Genomic DNA, 12,785 nt, shown 5'->3' with positions numbered 1-12,785 from the left:
ACTTGAGTCAATACTTTTTTGGCGTATGATCACAAATCATCAAAGGCGGTATCGGGGCGGGCATGAACAAGACGCTGAATCTGAACATCCCCGAAATCGAAACGGGATCCGGTTCGACAACGCAGGACCATGTCTATCGGCGTCTGCGCAATGCGATCATGCTGGGTGCGATCGAACCGGGCACGTCGCTGACCATGCGTGGGCTGGCCGAGCATCTCGATCTCAGCCCGACCCCGGTGCGCGAGGCGCTGCGCCGGCTCAGTTCGGAACATGCGGTCGAGGTCATGGGCAACCGCCGCATGATAATCCCCGAGATGACGCCGGGAAAATTCGAAGAACTGGTGGCGCTGCGTGTCACGCTCGAGGTACATGCCGCAGTACGGTCTCTACCTTATGTTTCCGACATTCTGATCGAGGAACTGACCGGGCTGGATGACGAGATGGACCGGTTGGTCGAGGCCAGGGATCTGGATGCGCTGACCCTGCGAAATCAGGAATTTCACCGTATTCTGTATGCCGCCAACGCGCATCAGGCATCGATGCCGGTGATCGAGAGCGTCTGGTTGCAACTGGGCCCGTTCCAGCGGCAGGTGATCAAGAAGGTCGCGGAATTCTATCTGATCGACCGGCACAAGGAGATTCTGGAGGCGCTGCGGCAGCGCGACGCCCAGGCCCTGAGCGCGGCCATCGAAGGTGATATCCGCGACGGCCTGCTGCATTCCGGTCGGGAATTGTTGCAGCGTGGCCCGGCACCGGACCGGGCTGCCTGATCTTCTGGTTCCGCACCGGTACATCAGCAGATCGCCGGTGTTCGCGGCTTGAAATCGGCGTTATGCCGGTCCTATGCGCCTGTTCCTTCTGACCGCACTCACCATGACCGCCTTTGCGGCCAATTCGATCCTGAACCGGTTGGCCGTGGACAGCGGCGCGATCGATCCGGCCAGTTTCGCCATCCTGCGGGTCCTGTCCGGGGCCGTGGTTCTGACGGCGCTGGTGCTGCTGCGCGGCGGCACGCTGGAGTTGCGCGCCCGGCGCCGCCTTGTCGGGGCGGGGTCGCTGACCCTGTACATGATCGGGTTTTCCGCTGCCTACCTGACGCTGGATGCCGGGCTGGGGGCCCTGGTGCTGTTTGCCGTGGTGCAGGTCACGATCTTTGCGATCGCGGCGCTGCGCGGCGCGCCGCCGCTGCCGCGCCAGGCGCTGGGTGCGGCGATTGCCTTTTCCGGGCTGACCTGGGTGCTGTGGCCGGCCGGTGCGGTGCGGGCCGATCCGGTCGGGGTGATGTTCATGGTCGCCGCGGGGGTGGGCTGGGCAATTTACACCCTGGCCGGGCGCCGCGAGCCCGACGCACTGGCCGGCACCGCGGCGAATTTCTGTGTTGCGCTGCCGATGGTCCTGGTCGCGCCGTTGATTCTGGGCGGTGCCATGTCGGTCAGCCTGACCGGGTTGGGACTTGCCGTTCTGTCCGGGGCCGGGACGTCGGGGCTGGGCTATGCGCTGTGGTATTCGGTGGTCGGGCGGTTCACGCCGTCAATGGCCGCCATCGTGCAACTGGCGGCACCGATCATCGCGCTGGTGGCCGGCGTGGCGCTGCTGGGCGAGCAGCTCAGCCTGCGTCTGGTGCTGGGGGGCGGGCTGGTGCTGGGCGGAATCGCTCTGGCATCGCGCAGGGGCGGCGGGCGCACCGCCCGCAAGTGACTTTTCATGCGCGCGAATCCGGCGTATGCGGCGCCCATGCGACTGGTGGTATTTCTGTTCCTGATCTGGTCGGCGCCGGCCCGGGCCGATTGCGTCGTGCTTTTGCACGGGCTGGCGCGCAGCGAGGCGTCCTTTGCGATCATGGAACAGGTTCTGCTGGCGCGCGGCTATGACGTTGTGCGCCCCGGCTATCCCTCGACCGACCTGCCGATCCCGGCGCTGGCCGAACAGACGCTGCCACCGGCAGTGGCCGCCTGCGGCGATCAGCCGGTGCATTTCGTCGCTCATTCCATGGGCGGTATCCTGATCCGCTATTGGTTCCGCCGCGCGCGTCCCGACCTGTTGGGCCGTGTGGTGATGCTGGGGCCGCCGAACCAGGGCAGCCAACTGGTCGACGAGCTGGGCGATCTCGAGGTGTTCGGGCTGCTGCACGGTCCTGCGGGCATGCAGCTGGGAACCGGAGCCGACAGCCTGCCGCGGCGCTTGCCACCCGTGGATTTTCCGCTGGGGGTGATCGCCGGTACTCACACGCTGAACCCGCTGTTCTCGTCGATGATCGACGGGCCGGATGATGGAAAGGTTTCGGTGCGCTCGACCATGGTCGAGGGCATGGCCGATCATATCCAGCTGCCAGCGACGCACACGTTCATGATGAACAATCCCCGGGTCATCGCCGAGGCGCTGCATTTCATCGAATTCGGACGTTTCGATCCCGAGATTTCATGGCTGGACGCGGTTTTCGGCACCATCGACAGCGTCTGCATCGACAGCGCGTGCGCCGGGGTCGCGCCGCAAGAGCCGCTGCGATGAGCGGCCTTGCGTTGGACCTGAGAGGGGCGCAGGTGCTGTTGCCCGAGGGGCTGACACGCCGGTGCCTGTCGCTGTCCGACGGGGTGATCCGTGCCGATCCGGTGGGCCGTCCGGTCGATCTGGACGGATTTCTGGTGCTGCCGGGGATCGTCGATCCCCATGGCGACGGGTTCGAACGACACCTGGCGCCGCGGCGCGGGGCGATGAAACAGGTGACCGAAGGGGTGATTGCCGCCGAGGCGGAACTGGCGGCCAACGGCATCACCACGGCGGTCCTGGCGCAGTTCTACAGCTGGGAGGGCGGATTGCGCGGGCCGGAATTCGCGGCGCAGGTCTTTGCCGCGATCCGGGACGTGCGCGCCGATCTGGTGACCGAGGTGATCCCGCAGCTTCGGTTTGAGACGCATATGCTGCCGGACTACGCCGCGCTGCCTGCGCGCATTGCCGAATGGGGCGTGCCCTATGTGGTGTTCAACGATCATCTGCCGCATGATCGTCTGGCGGCGGGAAAGCGGCCGCCGCGCCTGACCGGGCAGGCCCTGAAAGCCGGGCGCAATCCCGAACGGCACCTCGAGATGTTGCAGGCCCTGCATGCCGCGGGCGATCAGGTGCCGGCGGCGCTGGACCGCCTGACCGCCCGGTTGGCGCGGGCCGGGGTACGGATGGGCAGCCATGACGACGCCACCCCCGAGATGCGCGCCGCCTGGCGCCGCCGCGGGGTGCGCATCGCCGAGTTTCCCGAAACTCTGGCCGCGGCCGAGGCCGCCCGGGCCGGTGGCGACCGGGTGATCCTGGGGGCGCCGAACGTGGTGCGGGGCGGGTCGCACAAGGGCAATGCCAGCGCCATCGATCTGATCGCCATGGGATTGTGCGACGCGCTGGCCTCGGATTATCACTATCCCAGCCCGCGCCGGGCGGCGTTGATGCTGGCGCAAAGCGGTGTCTGCGATCTGGCCGTCGCCTGGGGGTTGGTCTCGGCGGGACCGGCGCGCATGCTGGGCCTGCGGGATCGCGGCATGCTGGTCGCTGGGCAGCGCGCCGATCTGGTGATTCTGCACGAGCGGACACATCGCGTCGCGGCGACCCTGTCCGGCGGGCGCATCAGCCATATGAACGGCGACATCGCCGCCCGTTTTCTGGGCCAGCGCGATGGTCAAGGCGGGGCAGGGGCGCGGCGCCTCGGGCTCGGCGAGCCGTCGGCGCCGCGCGCGCGACCCTGACGGGATCGCGCCGGCGCGATGTCAGGGCTTGCGCGTGATCCGGTTGACGTGGCCCATCTTGCGCCCGGGTTTGACCTGGGCCTTGCCATAGAGGTGCAGCGCGGTGTCGGGCTGGATCGCCAGACCGGGCAGCCGGTTCATGTCGTCGCCGATCAGGTTTTCCATCACCACATCCGCATATCGCTGTCCGTTTCCCAGCGGCCAGCCGGCGATGGCGCGTATATGCTGTTCAAACTGATCCACGGCACAGCCATTCTGGGTCCAATGGCCGGAATTATGCACCCGTGGTGCGATTTCGTTGACCACCAGCCCGCCTGGCGTGACAAAGAGTTCGACTCCTAGAACACCGACATAATCCAGCGCGTTCAGTATGTTGGCCGCCAGCAGCACCGCATCGGTGCGCTGTGCCGCCGATAGGCGCGCGGGTACCGTGGTGGTGTGCAGGATACCGTCCCGGTGCTCGTTTTCGCCGGGATCGAAACAGGCGACCTCGCCGGTCAGGCCGCGCGCGGCGATGACCGAAACCTCGTGGCTGAATTCGACAAACCCTTCGAGCAGCGCCGGGGCGCCGGCCATATCGGCCAGCGCACGTTCAGCATCAGCGGGACCGGTCAATCGTGCCTGGCCTTTGCCGTCATAGCCAAAGCGCCGGGTCTTGAGGATCGCCGGGGTGCCGATTTCGTCGATCGCGGCCGCCAGGGCAGCCGGGTCCGCGACATCGGCAAAGGGCGCGGTGCGCAGCCCGAGACCGCGCAGGAAGGTCTTTTCCGTCAACCGGTCCTGGCTGATTCGCAGGGCTTCGCGGCCCGGGCGGATCGGGCGCCTTGCCTCGAGCAGGTCCAGCGCCGCGGTCGGGATGTTCTCGAATTCATAGGTGATGACATCGACGGACTCGGCAAAGGCGGCCAGCGCCCCGGCGTCGTCATAGGCGGCGGTGGTCAGCCGCTCGGCCACCTGCGCAGCGGGTGGATGGGCGCCGGGCTCAAAAACATGGCTGCGAAAGCCCAGACGGGCTGCCGCGACCGACAGCATGCGGCCCAACTGGCCGCCGCCCAGAATGCCGATCACGGCACCGGGGGGCAGCGGTTCAGTCATCCTGGGGTTCCTCGGGGATCGAGGCCGACAGGGCGGCGCGCCAGTCTTCCAGCCGGGTCGCCAGACCGGCGTCCTGCAACGCCAGAATGCCGGCGGCCATCAGCCCGGCATTGGCCGCGCCGGCTGCACCTATGGCCATGGTGGCAACCGGAAAGCCGCGCGGCATCTGCACGATGGAATAGAGCGAATCGACCCCGGACAAAGCCCGCGTCTGGACCGGCACACCGATCACCGGAACCCGCGTCTTGGAGGCCATCATGCCCGGCAGATGCGCGGCACCGCCGGCCCCGGCGATGATCGCCTGAAGGCCACGATCGACGGCCGTCTTGCCATAGTCCCACAGCCGGTCCGGTGTGCGATGCGCCGAGACGATGCGTTTCTCGTAGGCGACGCCCAGTTCGTCGAGAATGTCGGCGGCTTGTTTCATGGTCGCCCAGTCCGACTGGCTGCCCATGATGATGCCCACTTTGATATCCGCCATCGCGTGCCCCTGCTTGCAAAAGAGCGCGCACTATAGCGGCATCCAGGCGCTAGGCAATGATGTCGGGGGTCAAACGATCCTCGATCATCGCGATCTTGTCCTTGAGCATCAGTTTCTGCTTTTTCAACCGCTTCAGGGTCAGCTGATCTGCGGTGCCGCGTTCCACCAGCGCCGCGATCGCTTCGTCGAGGTCGCGATGCTGGCGCCGGAACACTTCCAGTTCGACGCGCAGCACCTCGTCGGTTTTCATCGACAGGTCGGATTGGACGTTCATGTTTGCGATCCAGAATCACCTAAGGGCGAGCTGCAGGATACGCGGATAACATGTTTTCGCCTAGACCTTGTTAAGATTTGGATTTCTCCCCATATTTATGGCGTGCGGTTGCCGAACCGGGGCCGTGCGAACCGTCGCTTTTCTTGTCAAAGGACGAAACACGTGTCGAAACTTACTCTGGGCTCATACCCGCATCTGTTGGGATTCGAGCAGTTGGAACGCCTGTTGGAACGGTCGTCAAAGACCGGCAACGAAGGCTATCCCCCGTTCAATATCGAACAGACGTCGGATTTTTCCTATCGGATCACCCTGGCCGTGGCCGGGTTTTCCCAAGACGACCTGTCGATCACCGTCGAGGACCGCCAGCTGGTGATCCGTGGGCGGCAGAAGGATGACAGCGAGGGGCGGGTATTTCTGCATCGCGGCATCGCGGCGCGTCAGTTCCAGCGCATGTTCGTGCTGGCGGATGGCGTCGAGGTGGGCGAGGCGATCATGGAAAACGGTCTGCTGCATGTCGACCTGACACGGGCCAAGCCCGAAGCCGTGGTGCAGAAGATCAACATCAGGAAAGGGTAAGTCATGAACACTCCTTACAATTTCGACCAGATGGACAATCGTATCGTCTATGTCAAAACCGTGGACGTGGCCGATCTGCCCAAGGCCGTCAGGGCCGAAGCCGGTGAGTTGCAGCATCTCTATGCCGTGCACGCCGCGGATGGCCAGCAGTTGGCGCTAGTGGCCGACCGCCGGATGGCTTTTGCGCTGGCCCGGCAAAACGACTATGCGCCGGTGGCGGTGCACTAACGGCCCGCGCGCGGCCCAATCCTGAGGAAGGGGCCGCCATGGCATCCTATGACTTTGACTGGGTGGATGCGTTCACCGACCGGCCTTTTGGCGGCAATGGCTGTGCCGTGGTGCATGGCGCGGCGGCGCTAGCGGCCGAGACCTGCATGGCCTATGTGCGCGAAACCTCGCTGGTGGAATGCACCTTTACCGGCCCGTCCGATGTGGCCGATCTGCGCGTGCGCTATTTCCTGGCCAGTCGCGAAATCCCTTTTGCCGGCCATCCCACCATCGCCACCGTGGCGGCTTTGCGCGCGCGCGGTGAAATCCCCGGCAGCCGGCTGGTGCTGGAGACCGGCGCCGGGCTGGTGACTGTGGATCTGGATGGCGATCTGATCGAAATGACCCAGGTCGCGCCGGTTGTCGGACAAGAGGTCAGCGCGGCGCGGGTGGCCCATGTCGTCGGGCTGACCCCCGATGCGGTGATCGCACCGCCGCAACTGGTGTCAACGGGGCTGCCTTTCTGCATCACGGTCTTGCGCGACCATGGCGATCTGCGCGCCGCGCGGCTGAATATCGAGGCGCTGGGCGATCTGGCCGCCGGTTTCGGCCATGACGGTACCGACATGATGGAACCGTTTCTGGTGACACTGAAAGGCGCCACGGCGGCGGGCGACACGTTTTCGCGCCTGCTGCTGGCGCCGCCGGGCCCGCGCGAGGATCCGTTTACCGGCTCGGCGACCGGCGCGATGGCCGCCTATCTGTGGCGGCATGGCCTGATGGACAAGGACGTGTTCACGGCCGAACAGGGGCACTGGATGGACCGCCCGGGCGCGGCCCGTGTCAGCCGGGTCGGACCGCCCGATGCGATGACCGGCATAAAGGTGGCCGGGCGGGCGCATGTGCTGATGCAGGGCCGGCTGATGCTGTCCGGGGCGGCACCGTGACGGGGGCAACCGACCCGGCAATCGCGATCCTGCCCTATGGTCTGACGCTGGGGGCGGCCAATGCGCAGCGCCCCCTATCCGAACTGAACTGGCCGCTGGGATGCCCCGACCGGCTGACCGGCAAACGCGTCGCCGATATGGCCCCGGATGACCATCTGATTGTCTATCCCAAGACCGCATTACATGTCCGGCCGCGCTGGCACTGTCCGGCCCGGGTGTCGATGATGGTGGTGGAACCCAACATCATGCATGGTCATCACCTGCGGCTGTTGCGGGCAACGCATCGGCGATTTTTTCGCGTATTCAGCTATGACCGCGATTTTCTGGCGCGGATACCCAACGGCATTTTCCTGCCCTATGGCACCACATGGGTACCGGACTGGCGCGATCTGAGCATCGAGAAAACCGCGCATATGTCGCTGATCGCCTCGGCCAAACGCGACCATCCCGGTCACAAGCTGCGCCACGCCATGGTGGAATTCGTGCAGCAGCAGCGCCTGGATGTGCAGGTGATGGGGCGGGGCTATACCCCGTTTGACAGGAAATCGGACGGGCTGGCGCCGTTCCGCTATTCGATCGTGATCGAGAACGTGCAGCAACCGAACTATTTCTCGGAAAAGCTGATCGACGCGATCCTGTGCGAAACCGTGCCGATCTATTGGGGCTGCCCGAATATCGGGGAATTCATCGACACCTCGGCGATGATCCTGTGCGATTCAGAGGCCCGGATGCAGGACGCGATCCGCGCGGCCTCGGTCGAGGATTACCAGCGGCGGCTGCCGGCCCTGCGGGCGATCAAACCCGTGGCCGCCACTTTTGACCATCTGGAAACCCGCGCCGCCACGGCACTGCGCGACAGTCTTTAGCGGCAACGATCCGAAACGATCCTTTCAGACCGGGCTGCCCGCCACACGGGGCGGCGGGCAGATGTCTTGCGGCAGGGCGGTCTGGTCAGCCGGCGATCAGGCCCATGCTTTCCAGTTTCAGCAACACCTGATGGGCGCAGTTGTCGACCTCGACATTCTCGGTTTCGACCCGCAGTTCCGGGTTCTCGGGCACGTCATAAGGGTCGGAGATGCCGGTGAATTCCTTGATCTTGCCTTCGCGGGCCAGCTTGTACAGCCCTTTGCGGTCGCGGCGTTCGCATTCTTCGATGCTGGTCGAGACATGCACTTCGAGAAAGGCACCGTATTGCTCGACATCTTCGCGCACCGCCCGGCGGGTGCTGGCATAGGGCGCGATGGGCGCGCAGATGGCGATGCCGCCATTCTTGGTGATCTCGCTGGCGACATAGCCAATGCGGCGGATGTTCAGGTCGCGGTGTTCCTTGGAAAAGCCCAGTTCACTGGACAGGTTCTTGCGCACGATATCGCCATCCAACAGGGTCACCGGACGCCCGCCCATCTCCATCAGCTTGACCATCAGCGCGTTGGCGATGGTCGATTTTCCAGACCCCGAGAAACCGGTGAAAAAGACGGTAAAACCCTGTTTCGAGCGCGGCGGCCGGGTGCGGCGCAGTTCCTTGACCACCTCGGGAAAGCTGAACCATTCCGGAATTTCCAGCCCTTCCTGCAAACGACGGCGCAGTTCGGTGCCCGAGATGTTCAGGATCGTGACCTTGTCGCGATCGGGGATCTCGTCATTGGGTTCGTATTGCGCGCGCTCCTGGACATAGACCATGTGGCGGAAATCGACCATCTCGACGCCGATCTCGTCCTGGTGTTTGCGGAACAGGTCCTGCGCGTCGTAAGCGCCATAGAAATCCTCGCCCGCCGAGTTCTTGCCGGGTCCGGCATGGTCGCGGCCGACGATGAAATGGGTGCAGCCGTGATTCTTGCGGATCAGACCGTGCCAGACCGCCTCGCGGGGGCCGCCCATGCGCATGGCCAGGTTCAGCAGGCTCATGGTGGTGGTGGCGGCCGGGTACTTGTCGAGCACCGCCTCGTAGCAGCGCACGCGGGTGAAATGATCGACATCGCCGGGCTTGGTCATGCCGACGACGGGATGGATCAGCAGGTTGGCCTGGGCCTCTTTGGCGGCACGAAAGGTCAGTTCCTGATGCGCCCGGTGCAGCGGATTGCGGGTCTGGAACGCCACGATGCGGCGCCAGCCCAGCTTGCGGAAATAGGCGCGCAATTCGTTGGGCGTGTCGCGGCTGCCGCGGAAATCGTAATGCACCGGCTGCTGGATGCCGGTCACCGGACCGCCCAGATAGACCTTGCCGGCCGTGTTGTGCAGATAGTTGACGGCCGGATGCGCCAGATCGTCGGCACCAAAGACCTTTTCCGCCTCGCGCGACTTGTCCGGGGTCCAGCGGTCGGTCACGGTCATGGTGGCCAGGATGACGCCTTCCTGATCGCGCAGGGCGATGTCCTCGCCCAGTTCAAGGCTGTCGGCGAATTCCTCGGACACGTCCAGGTTAATCGGCATCGGCCACAGGCTGCCGTCCGACAGGCGCATGTCTTCCACGACACCATCATAGTCGGCCTGGCCAAGAAAGCCCTTGAGCGGGCTGAAACCGCCATTCATCAAAAGTTCCAGATCGCAGATCTGGCGCGGCGACAGGTCGTGGCTCTTCAGGTTACCGGCTTCGATCTTCAGCTTCTGGGCCGAGTCATAGGAAACATACAGTTCCGGGATCGGGGCCAGATTGGCTAGCATCGTCATGGTCATACTCTCGTTTTTGATGTGGCGTGCGGATCAGGACGACCCGGTCGCGGGCGGCATAGACCCACAGCGTCGCGAAAGTCTAGCGGCCTGCATCGGATTTTCCGCGACTGAGCGGTTTTGGCACGGTTTGTCGCCGCAATCCGGGGAAAATCGCGCGAATTCGTGCTGTTCCGTTGCGCACAGCGCATACCGGATATGATCTGAGGAACAGCGGCGCCGGACAGGTGCCGCTCCGCGCCAGGGGACCGCCGAGTCAGCCGTCCTGTTCGGCCAGGAACCGCTCGGCCTCCAGGGCCGCCATGCAGCCCATGCCGGCGCTGGTTACCGCCTGACGGTACTTATGATCGGTCAGGTCGCCGGCGGCAAAAACCCCGGGGATGCTGGTCTCGGTGCTGTCCGGTTTGGTTACGACATAGCCGCCCATATGGGTTTCCAGCACATCCTTGACCAATTCGTTGGCCGGGGCGTGACCGATGGCAATGAACACGCCCTTGGCCGGGATCTCGGTGATCTCGCCGGTCTTCACATGCTTGGCCCGCACCGCTTCGACGCCCAGCGGGTTCTCGGTGCCGGAAACCTCGTCCAGCACGTGGAACCACAGCGGCTCGATCTTGGGGTTCTTCATCAGCCGGTCGATCAGGATTTTCTCTGCGCGCAGTTCGTCGCGCCGGTGAATCAGCGTTACCTTGCTGGCAAAATTGGTCAGGAACAGAGCCTCTTCGACGGCGGTATTGCCGCCGCCGACAACGACGATTTCCTGCCCTCGGTAAAAGAACCCGTCACAGGTGGCGCAGGCCGAAACGCCAAACCCCTTGAACTTTTCCTCGCTGGCCAGGCCCAGCCATTTCGCCCGGGCGCCGGTCGCCAGAATAACCGCGTCGGCGGTATAGGTGGTGCCGCTGTCGCCCTTGGCGGTGAAAGGGCGCTGCGACAGGTCCAGATCGGTGATGATGTCGCCGACGATCTCGCAGCCCACCGCCTTGGCATGGGCCTCCATACGCAGCATCAGGTCGGGGCCCTGCACCTCGGTGTCGCCAGGCCAGTTCTCGACTTCGGTGGTGGTGGTCAACTGCCCGCCGGGCTCGATGCCCTGTACCAGCAGCGGGTTCAGCATGGCCCGGCTGGCATAGACGCCGGCGGTATATCCAGCCGGGCCGGAGCCGATGATCAGAACCCTGGTGTGACGCGTTTCGCCCATGACGACCCCCATAATGACATGCCCGCCGGGCGCGTGGCCCGTCGCGGTGCCGATATAGCGGCGCTCCCACGGGTCTTAAAGCCCCAATCCGGACCAGCGACCGCGGCGATCCCGGCGGGTGCCAAATGCGGCGGCGAAAGGTCCCAAAGACATGTTGCGATGCAGCGAAATATTATTGCGCACACCGGCGGTGCTGCTATAAGAAACGCAAATTCCGGGAGTGCAGAACATGGTCGCAACACGCCTCGATCCGATTGATCGCAAGATCCTTTCGGAACTGCAGGCCGACGGTCGGATGACCAACGTGGAACTGGCCAAGCGGGTGGGCATTTCGGCGCCGCCCTGCCTGCGCCGGGTGCGCACGCTTGAGGAATCGGGGCTGATCCGCGGCTATCACGCCGAGGTCGATGCCCGTGAACTGGGGTTCGAGGTGCAGGTCTTTGCCATGGTGGGGCTGGACAGCCAGGCCCAGACCGAGCTCAGCGCTTTTGAGGAACGCTGCCGCAACTGGCCGCTGGTGCGCGAGTGCCACATGCTGAACGGCGAGGTCGATTTCATTCTCAAATGCGTGGCCCCGGACCTGAGCAGTTTCCAGAATTTCCTGACCGGCGATTTGCTGGCTACGCCCAATGTCGCCAGCGTCAAGACTTCGCTGGTGATCCGCGGCGCCAAGGACGAACCCGGCGTGCCGTTTGACATTCTCGAGGAACGGCTGAGCCGCACCGCCTGACGCCACCAACGGCGGCCGCACGATGGCCGGTCAGCCGTCGCGGGCGTCCATCGCGCCGTCATCGGCGCGGCCATGCGCCAGCGGACCGAAATCGCCGCTGTTGCCGATATGCGGAAACAGGTCCAGAAACACCCGGCGCATGGCCGGTGTCATCTGCCGCAGGGCGTTCGGGCCGGGGTGATAGGTTTCGAACTCCAACCCGGCAACGCGGATCACCGAATGACGTGGCAGGCAGAGGTGAAACAGTTCGACGGCGGTCGGCGGTGCGCTGTCGATGACATTGCAGCCGTCCTGAAACTGCTGCACCGGGGTCAGCATCTGTCGGCCACCGGTCAGGGCGCGCAGGTGATCCGGCACGTGCAGCAACCGCGCCGAAGGCCCTGTCAGCACATAGGAAATCGGGCGTTGCAGCCCGAAACTGTCGGCCATGATCCGGGTCAGGCGCAGGTTGCGGCCCTGTGGTCCCGGCCGCCCGGGCACCAGCGTGGTGCTGCCCTTCCACAACAGCGGCAGGACGGCGCCGCCGGCGGTGACGATCCGGTCGCCCGGCAGCAGATCCTCTACGGCCACCGGTCCGGCTTCGGTTTCCACCAGCGAGCCGCGTGAAAAGGCGCAGAAAGCGTCCTCGAACAGGCGCAGCGCGGGCGCCACATGCCGCGATTCGGCGATGTTTCCATCGGGTTGCAGGGACATCACCTGATAGCGGCGCAGCTGCGGTTTCGGTTGTGCGGCACCGGCTGTCACGCCCCGCAGGGCCGGAGGGGTGGACTGGATGGCGCGCTGCACCGCGCGCGGCAACGGAGAGGATAGAGTCATGGTCAATCGATCCGTATTTACGGTCGATCTGCGTCGGCCCCCACCGACAACGCAGATCGACAC

15 protein-coding genes are annotated in these 12,785 nt (G+C 64.8%); 9 read left to right on the top strand and 6 right to left on the bottom strand.

Features of this window, described 5'->3' with window-relative positions:
- Positions 1–62 precede the first annotated feature (62 nt).
- The 4 genes from ACFMPD_RS08155 to ACFMPD_RS08140 all read left to right on the top strand — a co-directional run bounded on the left by ACFMPD_RS08155 (position 63) and on the right by ACFMPD_RS08140 (position 3,728).
- Positions 63–770, top strand: coding sequence for a GntR family transcriptional regulator (locus ACFMPD_RS08155; RefSeq protein WP_380993306.1), 708 nt, complete (start codon positions 63–65; stop codon positions 768–770).
- A gap of 73 nt (positions 771–843) precedes the next feature.
- Entirely contained in the window at positions 844–1,698 is an 855-nt protein-coding gene (locus ACFMPD_RS08150) for a DMT family transporter (protein WP_380993305.1), read from the top strand.
- Between the two features lie 36 nt (positions 1,699–1,734).
- Complete coding sequence (locus ACFMPD_RS08145; protein ID WP_380993304.1) at positions 1,735–2,508, top strand: alpha/beta fold hydrolase; 774 nt, start codon at positions 1,735–1,737, stop codon at positions 2,506–2,508.
- Positions 2,505–3,728 carry an alpha-D-ribose 1-methylphosphonate 5-triphosphate diphosphatase gene (locus ACFMPD_RS08140; protein ID WP_380993303.1) on the top strand — a complete coding sequence of 408 codons (1,224 nt, stop codon included), beginning with the start codon at positions 2,505–2,507 and terminating at the stop codon, positions 3,726–3,728. Before ACFMPD_RS08145 ends, ACFMPD_RS08140 begins: the two co-directional genes overlap by 4 nt.
- Positions 3,729–3,749: 21 nt before the next feature.
- Here ACFMPD_RS08140 and ACFMPD_RS08135 read toward each other — a convergent pair whose 3' ends face one another.
- Genes ACFMPD_RS08135 through ACFMPD_RS08125 form a run of 3 tightly spaced genes read right to left on the bottom strand, consistent with a single transcriptional unit; the run spans position 3,750 to position 5,578 of the window.
- Positions 3,750–4,823 carry a 5-(carboxyamino)imidazole ribonucleotide synthase gene (locus ACFMPD_RS08135; RefSeq protein ID WP_380993302.1) on the bottom strand — a complete coding sequence of 358 codons (1,074 nt, stop codon included), beginning with the start codon at positions 4,821–4,823 and terminating at the stop codon, positions 3,750–3,752.
- Entirely contained in the window at positions 4,816–5,304 is a 489-nt protein-coding gene (gene purE, locus ACFMPD_RS08130; protein WP_380993301.1) for a 5-(carboxyamino)imidazole ribonucleotide mutase, read from the bottom strand. Before purE ends, ACFMPD_RS08135 begins: the two co-directional genes overlap by 8 nt.
- Before the next feature lie 49 nt (positions 5,305–5,353).
- A complete protein-coding gene (locus ACFMPD_RS08125) occupies positions 5,354–5,578 on the bottom strand; it encodes a YdcH family protein (protein ID WP_380993300.1) in 225 nt (74 codons plus the stop codon).
- Positions 5,579–5,740: 162 nt separating this feature from the next.
- Between ACFMPD_RS08125 and ACFMPD_RS08120 the strand changes: the two genes are divergently transcribed.
- Genes ACFMPD_RS08120 through ACFMPD_RS08105 form a run of 4 tightly spaced genes read left to right on the top strand, consistent with a single transcriptional unit; the run spans position 5,741 to position 8,174 of the window.
- Positions 5,741–6,154 carry an Hsp20 family protein gene (locus ACFMPD_RS08120; protein WP_380993299.1) on the top strand — a complete coding sequence of 138 codons (414 nt, stop codon included), beginning with the start codon at positions 5,741–5,743 and terminating at the stop codon, positions 6,152–6,154.
- A 3-nt stretch (positions 6,155–6,157) separates the two neighbouring features.
- A complete protein-coding gene (locus ACFMPD_RS08115) occupies positions 6,158–6,382 on the top strand; it encodes a DUF1150 family protein (RefSeq protein ID WP_380993298.1) in 225 nt (74 codons plus the stop codon).
- A 38-nt stretch (positions 6,383–6,420) separates the two neighbouring features.
- Positions 6,421–7,308 carry a PhzF family phenazine biosynthesis protein gene (locus tag ACFMPD_RS08110; RefSeq protein ID WP_380993297.1) on the top strand — a complete coding sequence of 296 codons (888 nt, stop codon included), beginning with the start codon at positions 6,421–6,423 and terminating at the stop codon, positions 7,306–7,308.
- On the top strand, positions 7,305–8,174 hold the full coding sequence (locus ACFMPD_RS08105; protein ID WP_380993296.1) for a glycosyltransferase family 10 domain-containing protein: 870 nt from the start codon (positions 7,305–7,307) through the stop codon (positions 8,172–8,174). Before ACFMPD_RS08110 ends, ACFMPD_RS08105 begins: the two co-directional genes overlap by 4 nt.
- Positions 8,175–8,259: 85 nt before the next feature.
- Here the strand turns inward: ACFMPD_RS08105 and ACFMPD_RS08100 are convergent, their stop codons facing one another.
- Together ACFMPD_RS08100 and trxB are read right to left on the bottom strand one after the other, a co-directional pair.
- Positions 8,260–9,975 (bottom strand): bifunctional sulfate adenylyltransferase/adenylylsulfate kinase, encoded by a 1,716-nt coding sequence (locus tag ACFMPD_RS08100; RefSeq protein WP_380993295.1) that lies wholly within the window; start codon positions 9,973–9,975, stop codon positions 8,260–8,262.
- A 256-nt stretch (positions 9,976–10,231) separates the two neighbouring features.
- The gene (gene trxB, locus ACFMPD_RS08095) at positions 10,232–11,176 is read right to left on the bottom strand and encodes a thioredoxin-disulfide reductase (protein ID WP_380993294.1); all 945 of its coding nucleotides are present in this window, start codon (positions 11,174–11,176) and stop codon (positions 10,232–10,234) included.
- A gap of 229 nt (positions 11,177–11,405) precedes the next feature.
- Between trxB and ACFMPD_RS08090 the strand changes: the two genes are divergently transcribed.
- Positions 11,406–11,906 carry an Lrp/AsnC family transcriptional regulator gene (locus tag ACFMPD_RS08090; RefSeq protein ID WP_380993293.1) on the top strand — a complete coding sequence of 167 codons (501 nt, stop codon included), beginning with the start codon at positions 11,406–11,408 and terminating at the stop codon, positions 11,904–11,906.
- A gap of 30 nt (positions 11,907–11,936) precedes the next feature.
- Here ACFMPD_RS08090 and ACFMPD_RS08085 read toward each other — a convergent pair whose 3' ends face one another.
- A complete protein-coding gene (locus ACFMPD_RS08085; RefSeq protein ID WP_380993292.1) occupies positions 11,937–12,722 on the bottom strand; it encodes a Hint domain-containing protein in 786 nt (261 codons plus the stop codon).
- Positions 12,723–12,785 lie beyond the last annotated feature (63 nt).

Source organism: Sedimentitalea sediminis, from assembly GCF_042687825.1.
In the GTDB taxonomy this organism is placed as follows: Bacteria; Pseudomonadota; Alphaproteobacteria; order Rhodobacterales; family Rhodobacteraceae; genus Sedimentitalea.
This window is presented reverse-complemented; position numbering and strand designations above follow the sequence as displayed.

Bases quoted from the DNA above. Each gene is read 5' to 3' on its own strand.
- ACFMPD_RS08100 (WP_380993295.1), bottom strand. From the start codon at position 9,975: ATGACGATGCTAGCCAATCTGGCCCCGATCCCGGAACTGTATGTTTCC.
- ACFMPD_RS08115 (WP_380993298.1), top strand. From the start codon at position 6,158: ATGAACACTCCTTACAATTTCGACCAGATGGACAATCGTATCGTCTAT.
- ACFMPD_RS08090 (WP_380993293.1), top strand. From the start codon at position 11,406: ATGGTCGCAACACGCCTCGATCCGATTGATCGCAAGATCCTTTCGGAA.
- ACFMPD_RS08085 (WP_380993292.1), bottom strand. From the start codon at position 12,722: ATGACTCTATCCTCTCCGTTGCCGCGCGCGGTGCAGCGCGCCATCCAG.
- purE (WP_380993301.1), bottom strand. From the start codon at position 5,304: ATGGCGGATATCAAAGTGGGCATCATCATGGGCAGCCAGTCGGACTGG.
- ACFMPD_RS08145 (WP_380993304.1), top strand. From the start codon at position 1,735: ATGCGACTGGTGGTATTTCTGTTCCTGATCTGGTCGGCGCCGGCCCGG.
- ACFMPD_RS08140 (WP_380993303.1), top strand. From the start codon at position 2,505: ATGAGCGGCCTTGCGTTGGACCTGAGAGGGGCGCAGGTGCTGTTGCCC.
- ACFMPD_RS08125 (WP_380993300.1), bottom strand. From the start codon at position 5,578: ATGAACGTCCAATCCGACCTGTCGATGAAAACCGACGAGGTGCTGCGC.
- trxB (WP_380993294.1), bottom strand. From the start codon at position 11,176: ATGGGCGAAACGCGTCACACCAGGGTTCTGATCATCGGCTCCGGCCCG.
- ACFMPD_RS08155 (WP_380993306.1), top strand. From the start codon at position 63: ATGAACAAGACGCTGAATCTGAACATCCCCGAAATCGAAACGGGATCC.
- ACFMPD_RS08135 (WP_380993302.1), bottom strand. From the start codon at position 4,823: ATGACTGAACCGCTGCCCCCCGGTGCCGTGATCGGCATTCTGGGCGGC.
- ACFMPD_RS08150 (WP_380993305.1), top strand. From the start codon at position 844: ATGCGCCTGTTCCTTCTGACCGCACTCACCATGACCGCCTTTGCGGCC.
- ACFMPD_RS08110 (WP_380993297.1), top strand. From the start codon at position 6,421: ATGGCATCCTATGACTTTGACTGGGTGGATGCGTTCACCGACCGGCCT.